The following is a 14,613-nucleotide window of genomic DNA, read 5'->3' on the forward strand; positions in this document are numbered from 1 at the left end:
CGAGAGGCCACGTTCCGTCGGGACCCGGGGTGACGGCATACGCCCTCGGTGACGTGAGATCGGCAACGTTCGACCGGCAGGCGGCGGCGGTGGACCGCCACGCCGATACGCTCGGCAGCATGGCTGACAGCACTGGTGCGCGCTCCGAGTCCGACCTGCCCATCGAGCCCGTCTACGACGCGTCGGCCCTCGCCGGCTTCGACGCCGACAGCAAGCTCGGCGCGCCCGGCAGCTACCCCTTCACGCGCGGTGTCTACCCGTCGATGTACACCGGACGTCCGTGGACGATGCGCCAGTACGCCGGCTTCGGCACCGCGAAGGAGAGCAACCAGCGCTACCACCAGCTCGTCAAGGCGGGCACCGGCGGCCTGTCCGTCGCCTTCGACCTGCCGACGCAGATGGGCTACGACTCCGACGAGTCCATCGCGCACGGCGAGGTCGGCAAGGTCGGCGTCGCCATCGACAGCCTCGACGACATGCGCACGCTCTTCGACGGCCTGCCGCTCGACAAGATCTCGACGTCGATGACGATCAACGCGCCCGGCTCGACCTTGCTCCTGCTCTACCAGCTCGTCGCCGAGGAGCAGGGCGTCGCCGGTGACCAGCTGACCGGCACGATCCAGAACGACGTGCTCAAGGAGTACATCGCGCGCGGCACCTACATCTACCCGCCGCGCGAGTCCCTGCGCCTCATCGCCGACATCTTCGCCTACTGCCACAAGGAGATGCCGCGCTGGAACACCATCTCCATCTCCGGCTACCACATGGCCGAGGCCGGCGCGACCCCCGTGCAGGAGATCGCCTTCACCATCGCCAACGCCGTCGAGTACGTCCGCGCCGCGCAGGCCGCGGGCCTCCACGTCGACGACTTCGCGCCGCGCCTCTCCTTCTTCTTCGTCGCGCGCACGACCCTCATCGAGGAGGTCGCGAAGTTCCGCGCGGCCCGCCGCATCTGGGCTCGGATCATGAAGGAGGAGTTCGGTGCCCAGAACCCGAAGTCGATGATGCTGCGCTTCCACACCCAGACCGCCGGCGTGCAGCTGACCGCTCAGCAGCCCGAGGTCAACCTCGTTCGTGTCGCGCTCCAGGGTCTCGGCGCGGTGCTCGGCGGCACGCAGTCGCTGCACACCAACTCCTTCGACGAGGCCATCGCCCTGCCGACCGAGAAGGCCGCGCGGCTCGCGCTGCGCACCCAGCAGGTCATCGCCTACGAGACCGACGTGACGAAAACCGTTGACCCGTTTGCCGGTTCGTACGTCGTCGAGTCGATGACCGACGAGATCGAGGAGGCGGCGCTCGCGCTCATCCAGGCCGTCGAGGACAAGGGCGGTGCGGTCGCGGCCATCGAGCAGGGCTTCCAGAAGGGCGAGATCGAGCGATCGGCGTACCGCGTCCAGCTCGAGATCGACAACGCTGAGCGCACCGTGGTCGGCGTGAACCGCTTCGTCCTCGACCAGGAGGACCACTACGAGCCGCTCCGCGTCGACCCGACGATCGAGGCCGACCAGCGCGCCCGGCTCGAGGCCCTGCGCGCCGATCGCGACAACGACGCGGTGGCAGCGGCGCTCGCGCAGCTCCAGGACGCAGCCCGCGGCACCGACAACGTCCTCTACCCGATGAAGGAGGCGCTCGCGGCGCGCGCCACGGGCGGCGAGGTCGCCCACGCCCTCCGCGCGGTCTGGGGCACCTACCAGCCCCGCAAGACCTTCTGAGCCACCCGGCATACGCCAGCCGTATGCCGTCTGGATCGTCCGCGAGGCCCGTCCCACCGCCCCCGTCCCAGCCTGCGGTTCGGCCGGCCGGATCGAGCTCCAGAACGCCGCCCTACGACGCCTTTTCGGACCTCGTTCCGGTCACCCGGCCCGTGCGGAGGCGACGAATCCCCTGAGAACGACGCAGCACGACGACGTCCTCGATGGCTCGCCGCACGACCTCGGGCTCGAACATCACCTGCTCCCACGTGAACCGGAGCACGAGCCAATCGCGGGTGATGAGCCCGTTGTAGCGGCGGCAGTCCCGGTCGAAGGCACGACGCTCGGTGTGGAACTCGTGACTGTCAGCCTCGAGGACGATCCGCAGCGCCTCGTCCGCGAGGTCGACCCGCGCATAGAAGTCGTCGTAGCGGATCCGGGTCTGCGGCTCGGCGACGAGGCCGGCCACCTCCTGGGCGATGGCGCGCAGCACGCTCTCGAAGGGGTTGGCCGCACGACGGTCCGCTGCCCCCATGACCCGAGCCACCCGACTGCGCTGTCGCGGACCCAGCCACGCCGCGCGCTCCACGACGGCCCCTCGTCCGAGGCCGGAACGCAGAGCCGAGTCGGCCACGGCGAGCGCCTCGTCGAACGGCAGGTCGAGGCAGCAGTCGATGACGGTTCGCACGGGCGTGGTCACCCATCCGTCGGTGACGTCGTCGGGATCGAGGTCGCGCCAGTGCACGATGACCCCGTCCGAGGCGCCGGTCGGCAGGCTGCGCTTGGACCGGACCGTCACGTGTGGCTCGGTCGACGGCAGCCGTACCTTCCAGCCCCAGTGCTGTGCGGCGGTCGTGTGCGACGCCGCAGCGCTGAGCCGGTGCGCTGCCGCGCGGGCGGCGTCCGTTCCGGCGAGGCAGTAGTGGCCGTGAGACGTCCGCACGACGAGACCCGCCCCGAGCGCTGCGTCGATGTGCCGCCAGTGCACGGCGAGGCGCAGCTGTCGTCGTGTGGCGGTGCCTCCGAGCCGGACCAGGGCGGTGACTGCGCGCATCATCCGATGGTGCCCCGGGGAGGCCGGCACTCGCCGACGTCCTCCACAGGGGCCGGTCGGCCGGAACGAACCCCGGAAACAGGTCGTCCGCGGCCTCAGCCCGGTTCGATCCGGCCGGTCGGCCCGTTGTGGCGCGGCACGACCTGGGGCATGTGCCGTTCAGCCGGGCCGGGCGCCCACGCGGGCTGCCGCGGCGCTGCCGGCCGCGACCCCGGCACGCAAAGCGCTGGTCCGGTCCTGGCCGCCGAGCCAGGCCGACAGGAGACCGGCGTTGAAGGCGTCACCGCACCCGGTGGCGTCGACGTTCTCGACGACCGGCGCCTCCGCCGACTCGTCCACGCCGCCGGCACCGACCCACCGGGCCCCGGCCGCGCCGTACGTCGCGACGACCTCGCTCGTGTGCCCCAGGATCGCGGCCAGTCCTCCGAGCGCGGCGACCTCGTTCTCGTTGGGCAGCAGCAGGTCCACGCCGGTGACCCAACCGAGGAAGGTGTCGACGCCCTCCCGCTCGATGAGGGCCGGCGACTGCGGGTCGACCGAGGTCGTCCACCCGAGCGACCGCGCCTGGCGCAGCGACTCGAGACCGGCCGCACGCGATCCGGCGTCGAAGAGCACGTAGCCCGACAGGTGCAGGTGCGGCCGCGGGTCGGCCGCGAGCCCCAGGGAGGCGAGGTCGACGTCCGGGACCGCGAAGGCCTTGTTGGCGCCACGGTCGGGAAACATCGTCCGGTCACCGTGGGCGTCGAGCAGGATGACGACCATGCACGTCGGCAGCGTGCCGTCGACCGCGAACACGCAGGTGACGCCGGCGGACTCGAGCTCGCGACGGCAGGTCGTCCCCGCCGCGTCGTCGCCGATGCGGGCCACGAGGGTCACGTCGGCCCCGAGGCCGGCGAGCCACGAGGCGGAGTTGGCACCGGCCCCGCCCGGCACGAGGGCGACGGCCGACGGGGTGTCGGAGTGCCACCGGATGTCGCCCGAGGGGCGGGTGATGACGTCGAGCCCGACGTCACCGACGACGACGACCGGCCGCGTCGTCATGCCGACCGGGTCGCGAGCTGGGACGCGACCTCGGCCGCCACCTCTCCCGCGAGGCGCGCGTTCGACAGGACGAGCTCGACGTTGGCGCGGAGCGACTCGCCGCCGGAGTGGTCGTGGAAGTACTCGAGCAGCCGCGGCGTGACGTCCTTGCCGTGCACGCCCTCGCGCTCGAGGAGCGCGAGCCCCTCCTCGACGAGCCGGTCGTGCAGTCCGCGCTCGACCTGACGGTCGGCGGGCAGCGGGTTCGCGAGGACCACACCGGCGGCGTCGGTCCCGAGGCGACCCCGGGCGACGACGACCCGTGCGGCCTCGGCCGCGGACTCGACCCGCCACGGCACCGGCTGCCCGGAGTCCGAGCGGTAGAAGCCGGGGAACGCGTCGGTCCGGTAGCCGAGCACCGGCACCGACAGCGTCTCGAGCGTCTCGAGCGTGCCGGCCACGTCGAGGATCGACTTGACCCCGGCGCACACGACGAGCACCGGCGTGGTCGCGATGACCCCGAGGTCGGCGGAGACGTCGAAGGTCTCGGACGCCCCGCGGTGCACGCCGCCGAGCCCACCGGTCGCGAACACCCGGATGCCCGCGAGGTGCGCGAGCGCGGACGTCGAAGCGACCGTTGTCGCTCCCGAAAATCGCAGTGCCGCAGCGACGCCCACGTCACGGACCGACAGCTTGGCGATGTCCGGGTCGGTGCACACGCGCTCGACCTCGGCAGCCCCGAGGCCGATGTGCACGACGCCGTCGAGCACGGCGATCGTCGCGGGCACCGACCCGCCCGCGCGCACGGAGCCCTCGATCTGCCCACCGATCTCGATGTTGTCGGGGTGGGGGAGGCCGTGGGCGAGGATGGTGCTCTCGAGGGCGACGACACCGACCCCGGCATCGAGCGCCTCGCGCACCTCCTCGTGGACGACGAGCAGGTCGGACTCCGGAAGGCGCTGCGGCATGGCGCCGAGCCTAGTTCGGCGCGCTACCGGGGACCCGCGTGGCCCGCCCGCTGCGGGGGCACGCGGCGCACTCGCGCATCCCGGGGATCGCGTAGATGAAGCAGCACGAGACCCGGGTCGGCTCGGGGCCGACGCTCTCGCCGGCAGCGCCGCGCGCGAGCCGCACCGCCGTGTCCCACGTGTCGCCCACGACACCCCACCGCTGCCGCGAGCCCATCCGCACGTCGGGGGCGTATGCCGTCACGACCTCCGAGACGAGCGCGAGGTATGCGGTCCGGGCCCGTTCCAGACGCCGCGCCGGGTCGTCGTCGACGGCCAGCGAGGTCCGCTCGGGGGTGATGACGATGCGGAACGGGTCGAGGCCCGGCGCGAGCTCGAAACCGAGCCCGGCGCCCGACGGCACGAGGAGCCAGGGACCGAGCACGGCGGCATACGCCATCGGGGAGGCGGCCACCTCGCACCACCACTGGAGCACGAAGGCGGCGGGCACGTGCGGCCGCACCGTCGCCGCGTTGCGCTGCTCCATCTGCGCGTGGAGCGCCGAGCGCCACGGCGCGAGCGGGTCCGCACCCGCCCGCACGTGCGCCACCACGTCCGCGGTCCAGACGGTCGCGGGGGAGACCCGGGTCGTCACGGTGGTGAAGGGCATCGCCCGGTCGACGAGCCCGACGACGTGCCGGACGGCGTCCGTCCCGAGGGACGTCCCCGTAGGTGCCTCCGACTCCACGCGTGACCTCTCCCTCCGTGCTCCGACCGGTCCCGGTGACCCCGGCCTGCGAGGGTTGACCCCATCCTCTCGCTAGACTCCCGTGCTCGTGACCGACCGCTCCGCTTCGCTGCCCTTCGAGGCCATCGCCCGAACCGTCGAGCAGCATGCCGCGGAGCTGGTCGCGATCCGTCGCGACCTGCACACGCACCCGGAGCTCGGACGTGGCGAGGTGCGGACGACGGCACTCGTCGCCGAGCGTCTCGAGCGCGCCGGCATCGGCGTCCGGCGGCTGCGCGGCACGGGCCTCGTCGCCGACCTCGGCGCCACGAACCCCTCGCACCGGATCGCGCTGCGCGCCGACATCGACGCCCTGCCGATCCGTGAGCAGACCGGCCTCGAGTTCGCGTCCCGGACCGACGGCGTCAGCCACTCGTGTGGCCACGACGTGCACACGACCGCGCTCATCGGCGCGGCGCTCGCCCTCAAGGAGGTCGAGGAGCGGCTCGCCTCGGCCGGCGTCGGCGCGCGGCTGATCTTCCAGCCCGCCGAGGAGCTCATGCCGGGCGGCGCCGAGGACGTCGTGGCCCAGGACGGCCTCGTCGGGGTCGACCGGATCTTCGCGCTCCACTGCGACCCCAACCTCGACGCGGGCCAGGTGGGCCTGCGCGTCGGCGCCATCACCGCGGCCGCCGACCAGATCGAGGTCACGCTCTCCGGTCGGGGCGGCCACACGTCGCGTCCGCACCTCACCCAGGACCTCACGTACGCCCTCGCCAAGGTCGTCACCGACGTGCCGGCCGTCCTGTCACGCCGACTCGACCCGCGCGCGGGCGCGGCTCTCGTGTGGGGCTCGATCCACTCCGGCGGCGCGCACAACGTCATCCCGTCGTCGGGCAAGGTCGGCGGCACGCTGCGCATGCTCGACGCCGGCATCTGGGAGGGCGTCGAGCGCCTCCTCGAGGCCGTCGTCCACGAGGTCGTCAAGCCGTATGCCGTCCAGGCTGACGTGCTCATCACCAAGGGCGTGCCACCGGTCGTCAACGACGCCGGCTGCATCGACGCCCTCACGGCCGCCGTGACCGGCACCGGGTCGTTCGTCGCGCCGACGCCGCAGTCGCTCGGCGGCGAGGACTTCGCGTGGTACCTCACCCACGTGCCCGGCGCCATGGCCCGGCTCGGGACCCGCTCTCCCGGCGGCCCGACCTACGACCTGCACCGGGGGGACCTCGTCGTCGACGAGGGCGCGATCGTCGTCGGGGCCCGGACGCTGGCCGGTGTCGTCTTCGCGGCGGCCGCCCGACTGGCCGGCACACCGGCCCTCGGGGGCGTCTCTCCTCTGAGCGCGGTCGCGGATCGGTAACACTTCCTGCGACTTCCCCCGAGCCGAACAGATCTTGTCGTGCCGGGGTCTACAGTTCCGTGCTATCTGGGCCGATGTCGTCGTCGGCCCCGCGGAATCTAAGGAGCACCTCTTGCGTCACGCAACCAAGGTCGCGGCCGTTGTCGCCGCCGCCGCGCTGGGCCTCGCGGCCTGCGGCAGCAGCAGCGACAACACGCCCGCGGGCAGCAACACCTCGGCCGGCAGCACCGGCACGCAGGCCGCCGGCAAGAAGATCGTCGTCGGTATCGCCTACGGCGTCGGCGGTCGTGGTGACCAGTCCTTCAACGCGTCGGCGGCCGTGGGCCTCGACAAGGCGAAGGCCGACCTCGGTGTCGAGTTCAAGGAGGCCACGCAGGTCAACGGTGAGAGCGAGGCTGCCACCGAGGAGCGTCTGCAGCAGTTCATCGACGCGGGCGCGACCCACGTCATCGGTGTCGGCTTCGCCTACGCCAAGGCCATCGGCACGGTCGCCAAGGCCAACCCCGACGTCAAGTTCGCGATCATCGACGACGCGTCCCCCGACTCGGCCGGCGCCAACGTCGCCCAGCTGACCTTCGCCGAGGAGCAGGGCTCCTTCCTCGTCGGTGCGGCCGCCGCGCTGAAGTCCAAGACCAACACGGTCGGCTTCGTCGGGGGCGTCGCCACCGACCTCATCAAGAAGTTCGAGGCGGGCTACATCGCCGGCGCCAAGGCGGCCAACCCGTCGATCGTCGTCAAGAGCCAGTACCTCTCGCAGCCGCCGGACTTCTCCGGCTTCAACGACCCCGCCAAGGGCAAGACGGCCGCTGAGGGCCTCTACCAGGGCGGCGCCGACGTGGTCTACCACGCCGCGGGCGGCTCGGGCAGCGGTGTCTTCACGGCCGCCAAGGCTGCTGGCAAGCTCGCCATCGGTGTCGACTCCGACCAGGCCCTGACGGCCACGCCGGACGTCCGCGACGTCATCCTCACCTCGATGATCAAGAAGGTCGACGTGGCGGTCTACGACTTCCTCAAGTCGGGTGCCGCGGGCACCGACATCACGGGCAACAAGGTCTACGACCTCAAGGCCGGTGGCGTCGACTACGCCACGACCGGTGGCAAGGTCGACGACATCAAGTCGAAGCTCGACGACTACAAGCAGAAGATCATCGCGGGCGAGATCAAGGTCCCGACCGCACCCTGATCCTCGAGAGCCTCGAGATCCACTCTGAATGATCCCCGAGCGGGGCGACACGGCCCGGGCGGCGCGGTAGCGTCGTCGCGGGCCGTGTCCGTCCCCGGCTCCGGTGGTCGGTCGGGACGTCCTCCGACCCGGCCCCACGAACCACCCGCCCGGACTCCTCTCCGGGCCCGGACGAGGAGTTGTCGCCATCACCGCAGCACCTGCGCGACCCGACGGGACGTCGGACGCCCACCCCGCCGTTCAACTCGAGGGGATCACCAAGCGGTTCCCCGGAGTCGTCGCCAACAAGGACATCGGTTTCTCGGTCGCGCGTGGCACGGTCCACGCGATCGTCGGTGAGAACGGCGCCGGCAAGTCGACGCTGATGAAGATCCTCTACGGCGTCCAGCGCCCGGACGAGGGGTCCATCAGCATCGACGGTCGAGTCGTCGACCTGCACTCGCCGGCCGACGCCATCGCCGCCGGCATCGGCATGGTCTTCCAGCACTTCCAGCTGGCAGACAACTTCACGGTCCTCGAGAACGTCGTCCTCGGCGCCGAGAAGCTGCACGGCATCGGCGACGCAGCCCGACGCGAGATCACGCGCATCTCGGACGAGTACGGCCTCGACGTCGACCCCGACGCCCTCGTGGACGACCTGGGGGTCGGTGCGCGCCAGCGCATCGAGATCCTCAAGGTCCTCTACCGCGGTGCCAAGATCATCATCCTCGACGAGCCCACCGCGGTCCTCGTGCCGCAGGAGGTCGACGAGCTCTTCGACAACCTCCGCGAGCTCAAGTCCGAGGGCCTGACCGTCCTGTTCATCTCGCACAAGCTCGACGAGGTGCTCTCGGTCGCCGACTCCATCACGGTGATCCGACGCGGCACGACCGTCGACACCGTCGACCCGTCGTCGGTCAACGCGCGCCAGCTCGCCGAGCTCATGGTCGGCGCCGAGCTCCCCACCCCGCAGACGGAGGAGTCCACGGTCACCGACCGCGTCGTGCTGCGCATCGAGGACATCGTCCTCGCGGGCGCCGGTGCCGGCCGCAACGTGCTCGACGGCATCTCGCTGACCATCCACGCGGGTGAGGTCCTCGGCATCGCCGGCGTCGAGGGCAACGGCCAGGCCGAGCTCGTCGAGGTCATCATGGGGATGCGCGAGCCAACGTCCGGGCTCGTCTTCCTCGGCGACACCGACATCTCCGACTGGCGCACGCGGGAGATCCGGGAGGCCGGCGTCGCCTACATCCCCGAGGACCGCCAGCGGCACGCCCTGCTCCTCGAGGCCCCGCTCTGGGAGAACCGCATCCTCGGCCACCAGACCGAGGAGCCGAACGTCCGCGGCTTCATCATCAACGCCGCGGGGGCCAAGGCCGACACCGAGCGGATCGTCAAGGAGTACGACGTCCGCACACCCTCGATCAACGTCAAGGCGGGGTCGCTCTCCGGCGGCAACCAGCAGAAGCTCATCGTCGGCCGCGAGATGAGCCACCAGCCCAAGGTGCTCGTCGCCGCACACCCGACGCGCGGTGTCGACGTCGGCGCCCAGTCGAGCATCTGGGACATCATCCGCCAGGCGCGGCGCGACGGCCTCGCCGTCCTGCTCATCTCGGCCGACCTCGAGGAGCTGATCGGACTCTCCGACACCATCGAGGTGATCCTGCGCGGGCGGCTCACCGGCACGTTCGACCCCGACACCGTCACCGCCGAGGACCTCGGTGCGGCCATGACCGGAGCTGCTGCCAGCCCGGAGGAGACCCGATGAGCACGTTCAGCCCCCGCAAGCTCCTCCTCGCCGTCGCGGCGCCCGTACTCGCGCTCGTCGTCGCGTTCCTCGTGACCTCGGCCATCCTGCTGCTCCTCGGCGACCCGGTGGTCGAGGTCTGGCAGACGATCCTCAGCTGGCCCAAGCCGCGCCAGCTCGTCCAGATCGTCAACGGTGCCACGGTCTACTACCTCTCGGCCGTCGCGGTCGCGGTCGGCTTCCGGATGAACCTCTTCAACATCGGCGTCGACGGTCAGTACCGCGTCGCGGTCTTCGCCGGAGCGGCCTTCGCCGGCCAGGCCTGGTTCCCCGGCCCGCTCAACGTCCTCCTGACGATCGTCGTGGCGATGGTCGCCGGAGGCCTCTGGGCGAGCATCGCCGCCTACCTCAAGGTCCGCCGCGGCATCTCCGAGGTGATCAGCACGATCATGCTCAACGCGATCGCGACCGGCGTCGTGCAGTGGCTGCTGCTCAAGGTCGCGGTCAAGCAGCAGGGCAGCAACAGCATCTCGACGAAGCCGATCCCCGAGTCCTCGCAGCTCGACGGTCTCGGCCTCATCCCGGGCGCGACCAACAAGGTCTACACGCTCATCCTGCTCGCCGTCCTCGTCGGCGCCCTCTACTGGTTCGTCATCAACAAGACCCGGTTCGGCTTCGACCTGCGCGCGACGGGCCGCTCCGAGAGCGCCGCGGTCGCCAGCGGCGTCAAGGTGCCGCGCATGGTCGTCACGACGATGATCGCCTCCGGTGCTCTGGCGGGCCTCATCGGCATGCCGCTGCTCTTCGGCCAGGACCACAGCTACGGCACGACGTTCCAGGCCGGACTCGGCTTCGCCGGCATCGGCATCGCGCTGCTCGGTCGCAACCACCCGCTCGGCATCGCGGCCGCGGCCCTGCTGTGGTCGTTCCTCGACGTGCAGAGCAACGCGCTGCAGATCCGCGCCGGGGTCGCCTCCGAGGTCGTCTTCATCATCCAGGGCGTGATCCTGTTCGCCGTCGTCATCGCCTACGAGCTGATCCGTCGCGCCGACGTGCGCCTCGAGCAGCAGCGGGTGGCGAGGGAGCTGGCCGCGACGAGATCCGATGCCTCTACCCCGGAAGGAGCGACGGCATGAGTGTCACTGGTCTGGACGCCGGCGTCGAGAAGGTCACCGCCACCCCGCGCCGGCTCCGCCTGAGCCCGCTCCAGTGGGTCGGGGTCGGCCTCGGTGCCGTGCTCGTGCTCTCGATCCTCCGTGTCGTCACCGGCGCCAACGACGTCGACTCGTCCGGGCTGCTCATCGCGGCGTTCGGACTCGCCGTGCCCATCGCCCTCGCCGGTCTCGGCGGTCTCTGGTCCGAGCGCGCCGGTGTCGTCAACATCGGCCTCGAGGGCATGATGATCCTCGGCACCTGGGGTGCCGGTTTCCTCGGCTACCACCTCGGCCCGTGGTGGGGTCTCGTCGGAGCGGTCATCGGCGGCGCGGTCGGTGGACTCATCCACGCCATCGCGACGGTGACCTTCGGCGTCGACCACATCGTCTCGGGTGTGGCGCTCAACATCGTGGCGCTCGGCTTCGCGAAGTACCTCTCGGTGCGCTTCTTCAGCACCCTCCCGGGTGGCGGCCCGACGCAGTCGCCGCCGCTCGAGGAGCTGCCGACGATCAGCATCCCGGGTCTGTCCGACGCCCTCGGTGAGCTGGAGCAGAAGCACATCTTCTTCATCTCCGACCTCGCCGGCGTGCTCCGTGCCTTCTGCACCAACGTGTCGGTCGTGACGATCCTCGCCGTCCTGCTCTTCATCGCGACGGCCTACATCCTCTGGCGCTCGACCTTCGGCCTGCGTCTGCGCTCCGTCGGCGAGTCCCCGGTCGCGGCCGAGTCGCTCGGTGTCAACGTCCTGCGCTACAAGTTCCTGGCCGTCCTCGTCTCGGGTGGCCTGGCGGGTCTCGGCGGTGGCTTCCTCGCCCTCGTCGCGGCCAACGTCTTCCGGGACGGGCAGACGGGTGGTCGTGGCTACATCGGCCTCGCAGCCATGATCTTCGGCAACTGGCGTCCCGGCGGTCTGATGGCCGGTTCGGTGCTCTTCGGCTACACCGACGCGGCCCAGCTGCGCGGTGGCGGTACGACGGTGCACGCCTTCCTCCTGCTGCTCGCGGTGCTGCTCGTCGGCATCGGGATCTGGCAGATCGTCCGCAAGGGCCGCGTGGTGCAGGGCGTCATCGCCCTCGTCGTCGGTGTGATCGTCGGTGCCTGGTACGCCCTGACCGACATCGTGCCGCCGGAGCTGTCGAGCACGCTGCCCTACGTCACGACCCTGCTCGTGCTGGCGTTCGCCTCGCAACGCCTGCGCATGCCGGCGGCCGACGGGCAGATCTACCGCAAGGGCGAGGGGCACTAGTGGCCGACGCGACGAGTCCGCAGCCCGGGACCACCGACGCGGTCGACTGGGAGTCGCTGCGCCTGCGCGCGGTCGAGCTCATGGAGCGGGCGTACGCGCCCTACTCCCGGTTCCGCGTCGGTGTCGCCGGCCTCGTCGACGACGGGCGGGTCGTCGCCGGCTGCAACGTCGAGAACGCCGCCTACGGCGTGGCTCTCTGTGCCGAGTGCGGCATGGTGTCCGAGCTGCACGCCACGGGTGGCGGACGCCTCACCGCGGTCTTCTGCGTGGGGGGCGACGGCCAGGCCCTCATGCCGTGCGGTCGCTGCAGGCAGCTCCTCTGGGAGAACGGCGGGCCCCGGTGCCTGCTCATGACCCCCGAGGGCGTGCTCCCGATGTCGGCGGTCCTGCCGCAGGCGTTCGGGGCCGAGGACCTGCGTCACGCCGAGGGCTGAGCACCTCCGCACCCGGTCGTGCTCCGGCACCGACGGCGCTGGGACATGATGGTCCCGTGAGTGAAGCCTTCGATGCCGTAGACGTCATTTCCGCCAAGCGCGACCGGGCCGAGCTGTCCGACGCCCAGATCGACTGGGTCATCGACGCGTACACGAGGGGCGCCGTCGCCGAGGAGCAGATGTCGGCGCTCGCGATGGCGATCTACCTCAACGGGATGAACCCGCGCGAGATCGCCCGCTGGACCGACGCGATGATCCGCTCGGGTGAGCGGCTCGACTTCTCGGGACTGTCCCGCCCCACGAGCGACAAGCACTCGACCGGGGGGGTGGGCGACAAGATCACCCTTCCCCTCGCGCCGATCGTCGCCGCCTGCGGCGTCGCGGTCCCGCAGCTCTCGGGCCGCGGCCTCGGGCACACGGGCGGCACGCTCGACAAGCTCGAGTCGATCCCCGGGTGGAGGGCCGACGTGACCAACGAGCAGATGATGGCCCAGCTCGAGGACGTCGGCGCCGTGATCTGCGCCGCCGGCACGGGCCTCGCCCCGGCCGACAAGAAGCTGTATGCGTTGCGCGACGTCACGGGGACCGTCTCCTGCGTGCCCCTCATCGCGACCTCCATCATGAGCAAGAAGATCGCCGAGGGCACCGGGTCGCTCGTCCTCGACGTCAAGGTCGGGTCGGGCGCGTTCATGAAGGAGCTCGGGCAGGCCCGCGAGCTCGCGGAGACCATGGTCCGCCTCGGCACCGACGCCGGCGTGCACACGGTCGCCCTGCTGACGAACATGGAGACTCCGCTCGGACTCACGGCGGGCAACGCGCTCGAGGTGCGGGAGTCCGTCGAGGTGCTCGCCGGCGGGGGCCCGGGTGACGTCGTCGAGCTCACGCTCGCCCTCGCGCGGGAGATGGTCGCGGGTGCGGGCCGCTCCGACATCGACCCGGCGGACGTGCTCGCGGACGGCCGGGCGATGGACGTCTGGCGTCGGATGATCCGCGCCCAGGGGGGAGACCCCGACGCGGAGCTGCCGACGGCCAAGGAGACCCACCACGTGCTCGCGCCGGCCGACGGGGTGCTCGTCCAGCTGGACGCCCTCGCGGTCGGGGTCGCCGCGTGGCGCCTCGGCGCCGGGCGGGCCCGCAAGGAGGACCCGGTCCAGGCCGGGGCGGGTGTCGAGCTGCACCACAAGCCCGGCGCGACCGTCCGTGGGGGAGAGCCGCTCATGACGCTGCACACCGACGAGCCGGAGCGGTTCGCCCGGGCGCTCGAGGCGCTCGAGGGCGGCTTCACGATCGCCCCCGAGGGGTCGCGGCCGGACCTGCCCCCGATCGTCATCGACCGGGTCTCCTGACTCTCGCGTGCCCGTCCGTGGTGGCCCGCCGATGCTCCGACAGACCGGCCACCACGGGTCTGTGGCGCTGTGTCGGGAGCGATTTGGGGAATCCCGGGGGACCGGGCTACTGTTCTCTTCGTCAGCCCGACTGGGAGGAACGGACGCCACCGCGTCGGTGAGAGATCACCGAGCGAAGCTGGCCGGTCCCGGGGTCTGACGAGTGTCCGGAGTGTCCGACCGAGTCGGGTCCGCGCCGGAGAGCAGGTTCCGCCCGCATCACCGTGGTTTGACTCGGTGGGGTGCGGCGGGTAAGTTTGAAGGGTTGCCCCGGAGGCCTCCTCGTTGAGGTGGTTGATGGTGTGTGTCCGATTCTTGAGAACTCAACAGCGTGTCAAAAATCGATGCCAATTACCTCGTCCCGGGGCCTGGCCGGTTGATCTTCGTCCTCTAGTGGCGGGGTGACGGTCTTGGTTTTGGGCGAATTATCCTTTGGTTGAATTGAACTTCTAGCTTTTGAGCTGGTGGTTCGACTTCAGTCAGGTTTTCGAGCCCTTCATGGGTTCAAAGTTTGCTCACTGTTCTGGCCTTTCGGGTTGGGGGGTGGGTGTTTGAACATCAACGGAGAGTTTGATCCTGGCTCAGGACGAACGCTGGCGGCGTGCTTAACACATGCAAGTCGAACGGTGATGACGAGAGCTTGCTCTTGTTTGATCAGTGGCGAACGGGTGAGTAACACGTG

Annotated in this window: 12 protein-coding genes and 1 rRNA gene; 9 read left to right on the forward strand and 4 right to left on the reverse strand. The window is 70.9% G+C overall.

Translation table 11 applies throughout. From position 1 onward, the window contains the following. The first annotated feature begins 119 nt into the window (after window positions 1-119). Window positions 120-1,712, forward strand: coding sequence for an acyl-CoA mutase large subunit family protein (locus tag AB4Z14_RS03780; RefSeq protein WP_442274004.1), 1,593 nt, complete (start codon window positions 120-122; stop codon window positions 1,710-1,712). Window positions 1,713-1,824: 112 nt separating this feature from the next. On the opposite strand, the gene AB4Z14_RS03785 is transcribed toward AB4Z14_RS03780, so the two are convergent. From AB4Z14_RS03785 to AB4Z14_RS03800, 4 genes are all read right to left on the reverse strand, one after another. After that, window positions 1,825-2,745, reverse strand: a complete 921-nt coding sequence (locus AB4Z14_RS03785; RefSeq protein WP_442274005.1) for an endonuclease domain-containing protein — start codon at window positions 2,743-2,745, stop codon at window positions 1,825-1,827. A 159-nt stretch (window positions 2,746-2,904) separates the two neighbouring features. After that, window positions 2,905-3,786: a carbohydrate kinase family protein gene (locus AB4Z14_RS03790; RefSeq protein ID WP_442274006.1), complete on the reverse strand. Its 882-nt coding sequence runs from the start codon at window positions 3,784-3,786 to the stop codon at window positions 2,905-2,907. Beyond that, window positions 3,783-4,733, reverse strand: a complete 951-nt coding sequence (locus AB4Z14_RS03795) for a pseudouridine-5'-phosphate glycosidase (protein ID WP_442274007.1) — start codon at window positions 4,731-4,733, stop codon at window positions 3,783-3,785. Before AB4Z14_RS03795 ends, AB4Z14_RS03790 begins: the two co-directional genes overlap by 4 nt. A 10-nt stretch (window positions 4,734-4,743) precedes the next feature. Beyond that, window positions 4,744-5,460 (reverse strand): (2Fe-2S)-binding protein, encoded by a 717-nt coding sequence (locus AB4Z14_RS03800; RefSeq protein WP_442274008.1) that lies wholly within the window; start codon window positions 5,458-5,460, stop codon window positions 4,744-4,746. Window positions 5,461-5,542: 82 nt separating this feature from the next. Between AB4Z14_RS03800 and AB4Z14_RS03805 the strand changes: the two genes are divergently transcribed. The 8 genes from AB4Z14_RS03805 to AB4Z14_RS03840 all read left to right on the forward strand — a co-directional run. Next, window positions 5,543-6,802 carry an amidohydrolase gene (locus AB4Z14_RS03805; protein ID WP_056778610.1) on the forward strand — a complete coding sequence of 420 codons (1,260 nt, stop codon included), beginning with the start codon at window positions 5,543-5,545 and terminating at the stop codon, window positions 6,800-6,802. A gap of 112 nt (window positions 6,803-6,914) precedes the next feature. After that, window positions 6,915-7,985 carry a BMP family lipoprotein gene (locus AB4Z14_RS03810; RefSeq protein WP_056778613.1) on the forward strand — a complete coding sequence of 357 codons (1,071 nt, stop codon included), beginning with the start codon at window positions 6,915-6,917 and terminating at the stop codon, window positions 7,983-7,985. 103 nt (window positions 7,986-8,088) lie between these two features. Next, entirely contained in the window at window positions 8,089-9,732 is a 1,644-nt protein-coding gene (locus tag AB4Z14_RS03815; protein ID WP_442274009.1) for an ABC transporter ATP-binding protein, read from the forward strand. Further along, on the forward strand, window positions 9,729-10,847 hold the full coding sequence (locus AB4Z14_RS03820) for an ABC transporter permease (protein ID WP_442274010.1): 1,119 nt from the start codon (window positions 9,729-9,731) through the stop codon (window positions 10,845-10,847). The genes AB4Z14_RS03815 and AB4Z14_RS03820 overlap by 4 nt, the downstream gene beginning before the upstream one ends. Then, the gene (locus AB4Z14_RS03825) at window positions 10,844-12,112 is read left to right on the forward strand and encodes an ABC transporter permease (protein ID WP_056778621.1); all 1,269 of its coding nucleotides are present in this window, start codon (window positions 10,844-10,846) and stop codon (window positions 12,110-12,112) included. Before AB4Z14_RS03820 ends, AB4Z14_RS03825 begins: the two co-directional genes overlap by 4 nt. Before the next feature lie 80 nt (window positions 12,113-12,192). Further along, the gene (locus AB4Z14_RS03830) at window positions 12,193-12,546 is read left to right on the forward strand and encodes a cytidine deaminase (protein ID WP_235508742.1); all 354 of its coding nucleotides are present in this window, start codon (window positions 12,193-12,195) and stop codon (window positions 12,544-12,546) included. A gap of 56 nt (window positions 12,547-12,602) precedes the next feature. Next, a complete protein-coding gene (locus AB4Z14_RS03835) occupies window positions 12,603-13,892 on the forward strand; it encodes a thymidine phosphorylase (protein ID WP_442274011.1) in 1,290 nt (429 codons plus the stop codon). 597 nt (window positions 13,893-14,489) lie between these two features. After that, a 16S ribosomal RNA gene (locus tag AB4Z14_RS03840) occupies window positions 14,490-14,613 on the forward strand; the annotation flags it as partial.

The organism is Terrabacter sp. 2TAF16 (assembly GCF_052115065.1).
Taxonomy (GTDB): domain Bacteria; phylum Actinomycetota; class Actinomycetes; order Actinomycetales; family Dermatophilaceae; genus Terrabacter.

Excerpts from the sequence above, each read along its gene's own strand:
- AB4Z14_RS03795 (WP_442274007.1), bottom strand. The coding sequence starts at position 4,733 with ATGCCGCAGCGCCTTCCGGAGTCCGACCTGCTCGTCGTCCACGAGGAG.
- AB4Z14_RS03820 (WP_442274010.1), top strand. The coding sequence starts at position 9,729 with ATGAGCACGTTCAGCCCCCGCAAGCTCCTCCTCGCCGTCGCGGCGCCC.
- AB4Z14_RS03825 (WP_056778621.1), top strand. The coding sequence starts at position 10,844 with ATGAGTGTCACTGGTCTGGACGCCGGCGTCGAGAAGGTCACCGCCACC.
- AB4Z14_RS03785 (WP_442274005.1), bottom strand. The coding sequence starts at position 2,745 with ATGCGCGCAGTCACCGCCCTGGTCCGGCTCGGAGGCACCGCCACACGA.
- AB4Z14_RS03790 (WP_442274006.1), bottom strand. The coding sequence starts at position 3,786 with ATGACGACGCGGCCGGTCGTCGTCGTCGGTGACGTCGGGCTCGACGTC.
- AB4Z14_RS03830 (WP_235508742.1), top strand. The coding sequence starts at position 12,193 with ATGGAGCGGGCGTACGCGCCCTACTCCCGGTTCCGCGTCGGTGTCGCC.
- AB4Z14_RS03780 (WP_442274004.1), top strand. The coding sequence starts at position 120 with ATGGCTGACAGCACTGGTGCGCGCTCCGAGTCCGACCTGCCCATCGAG.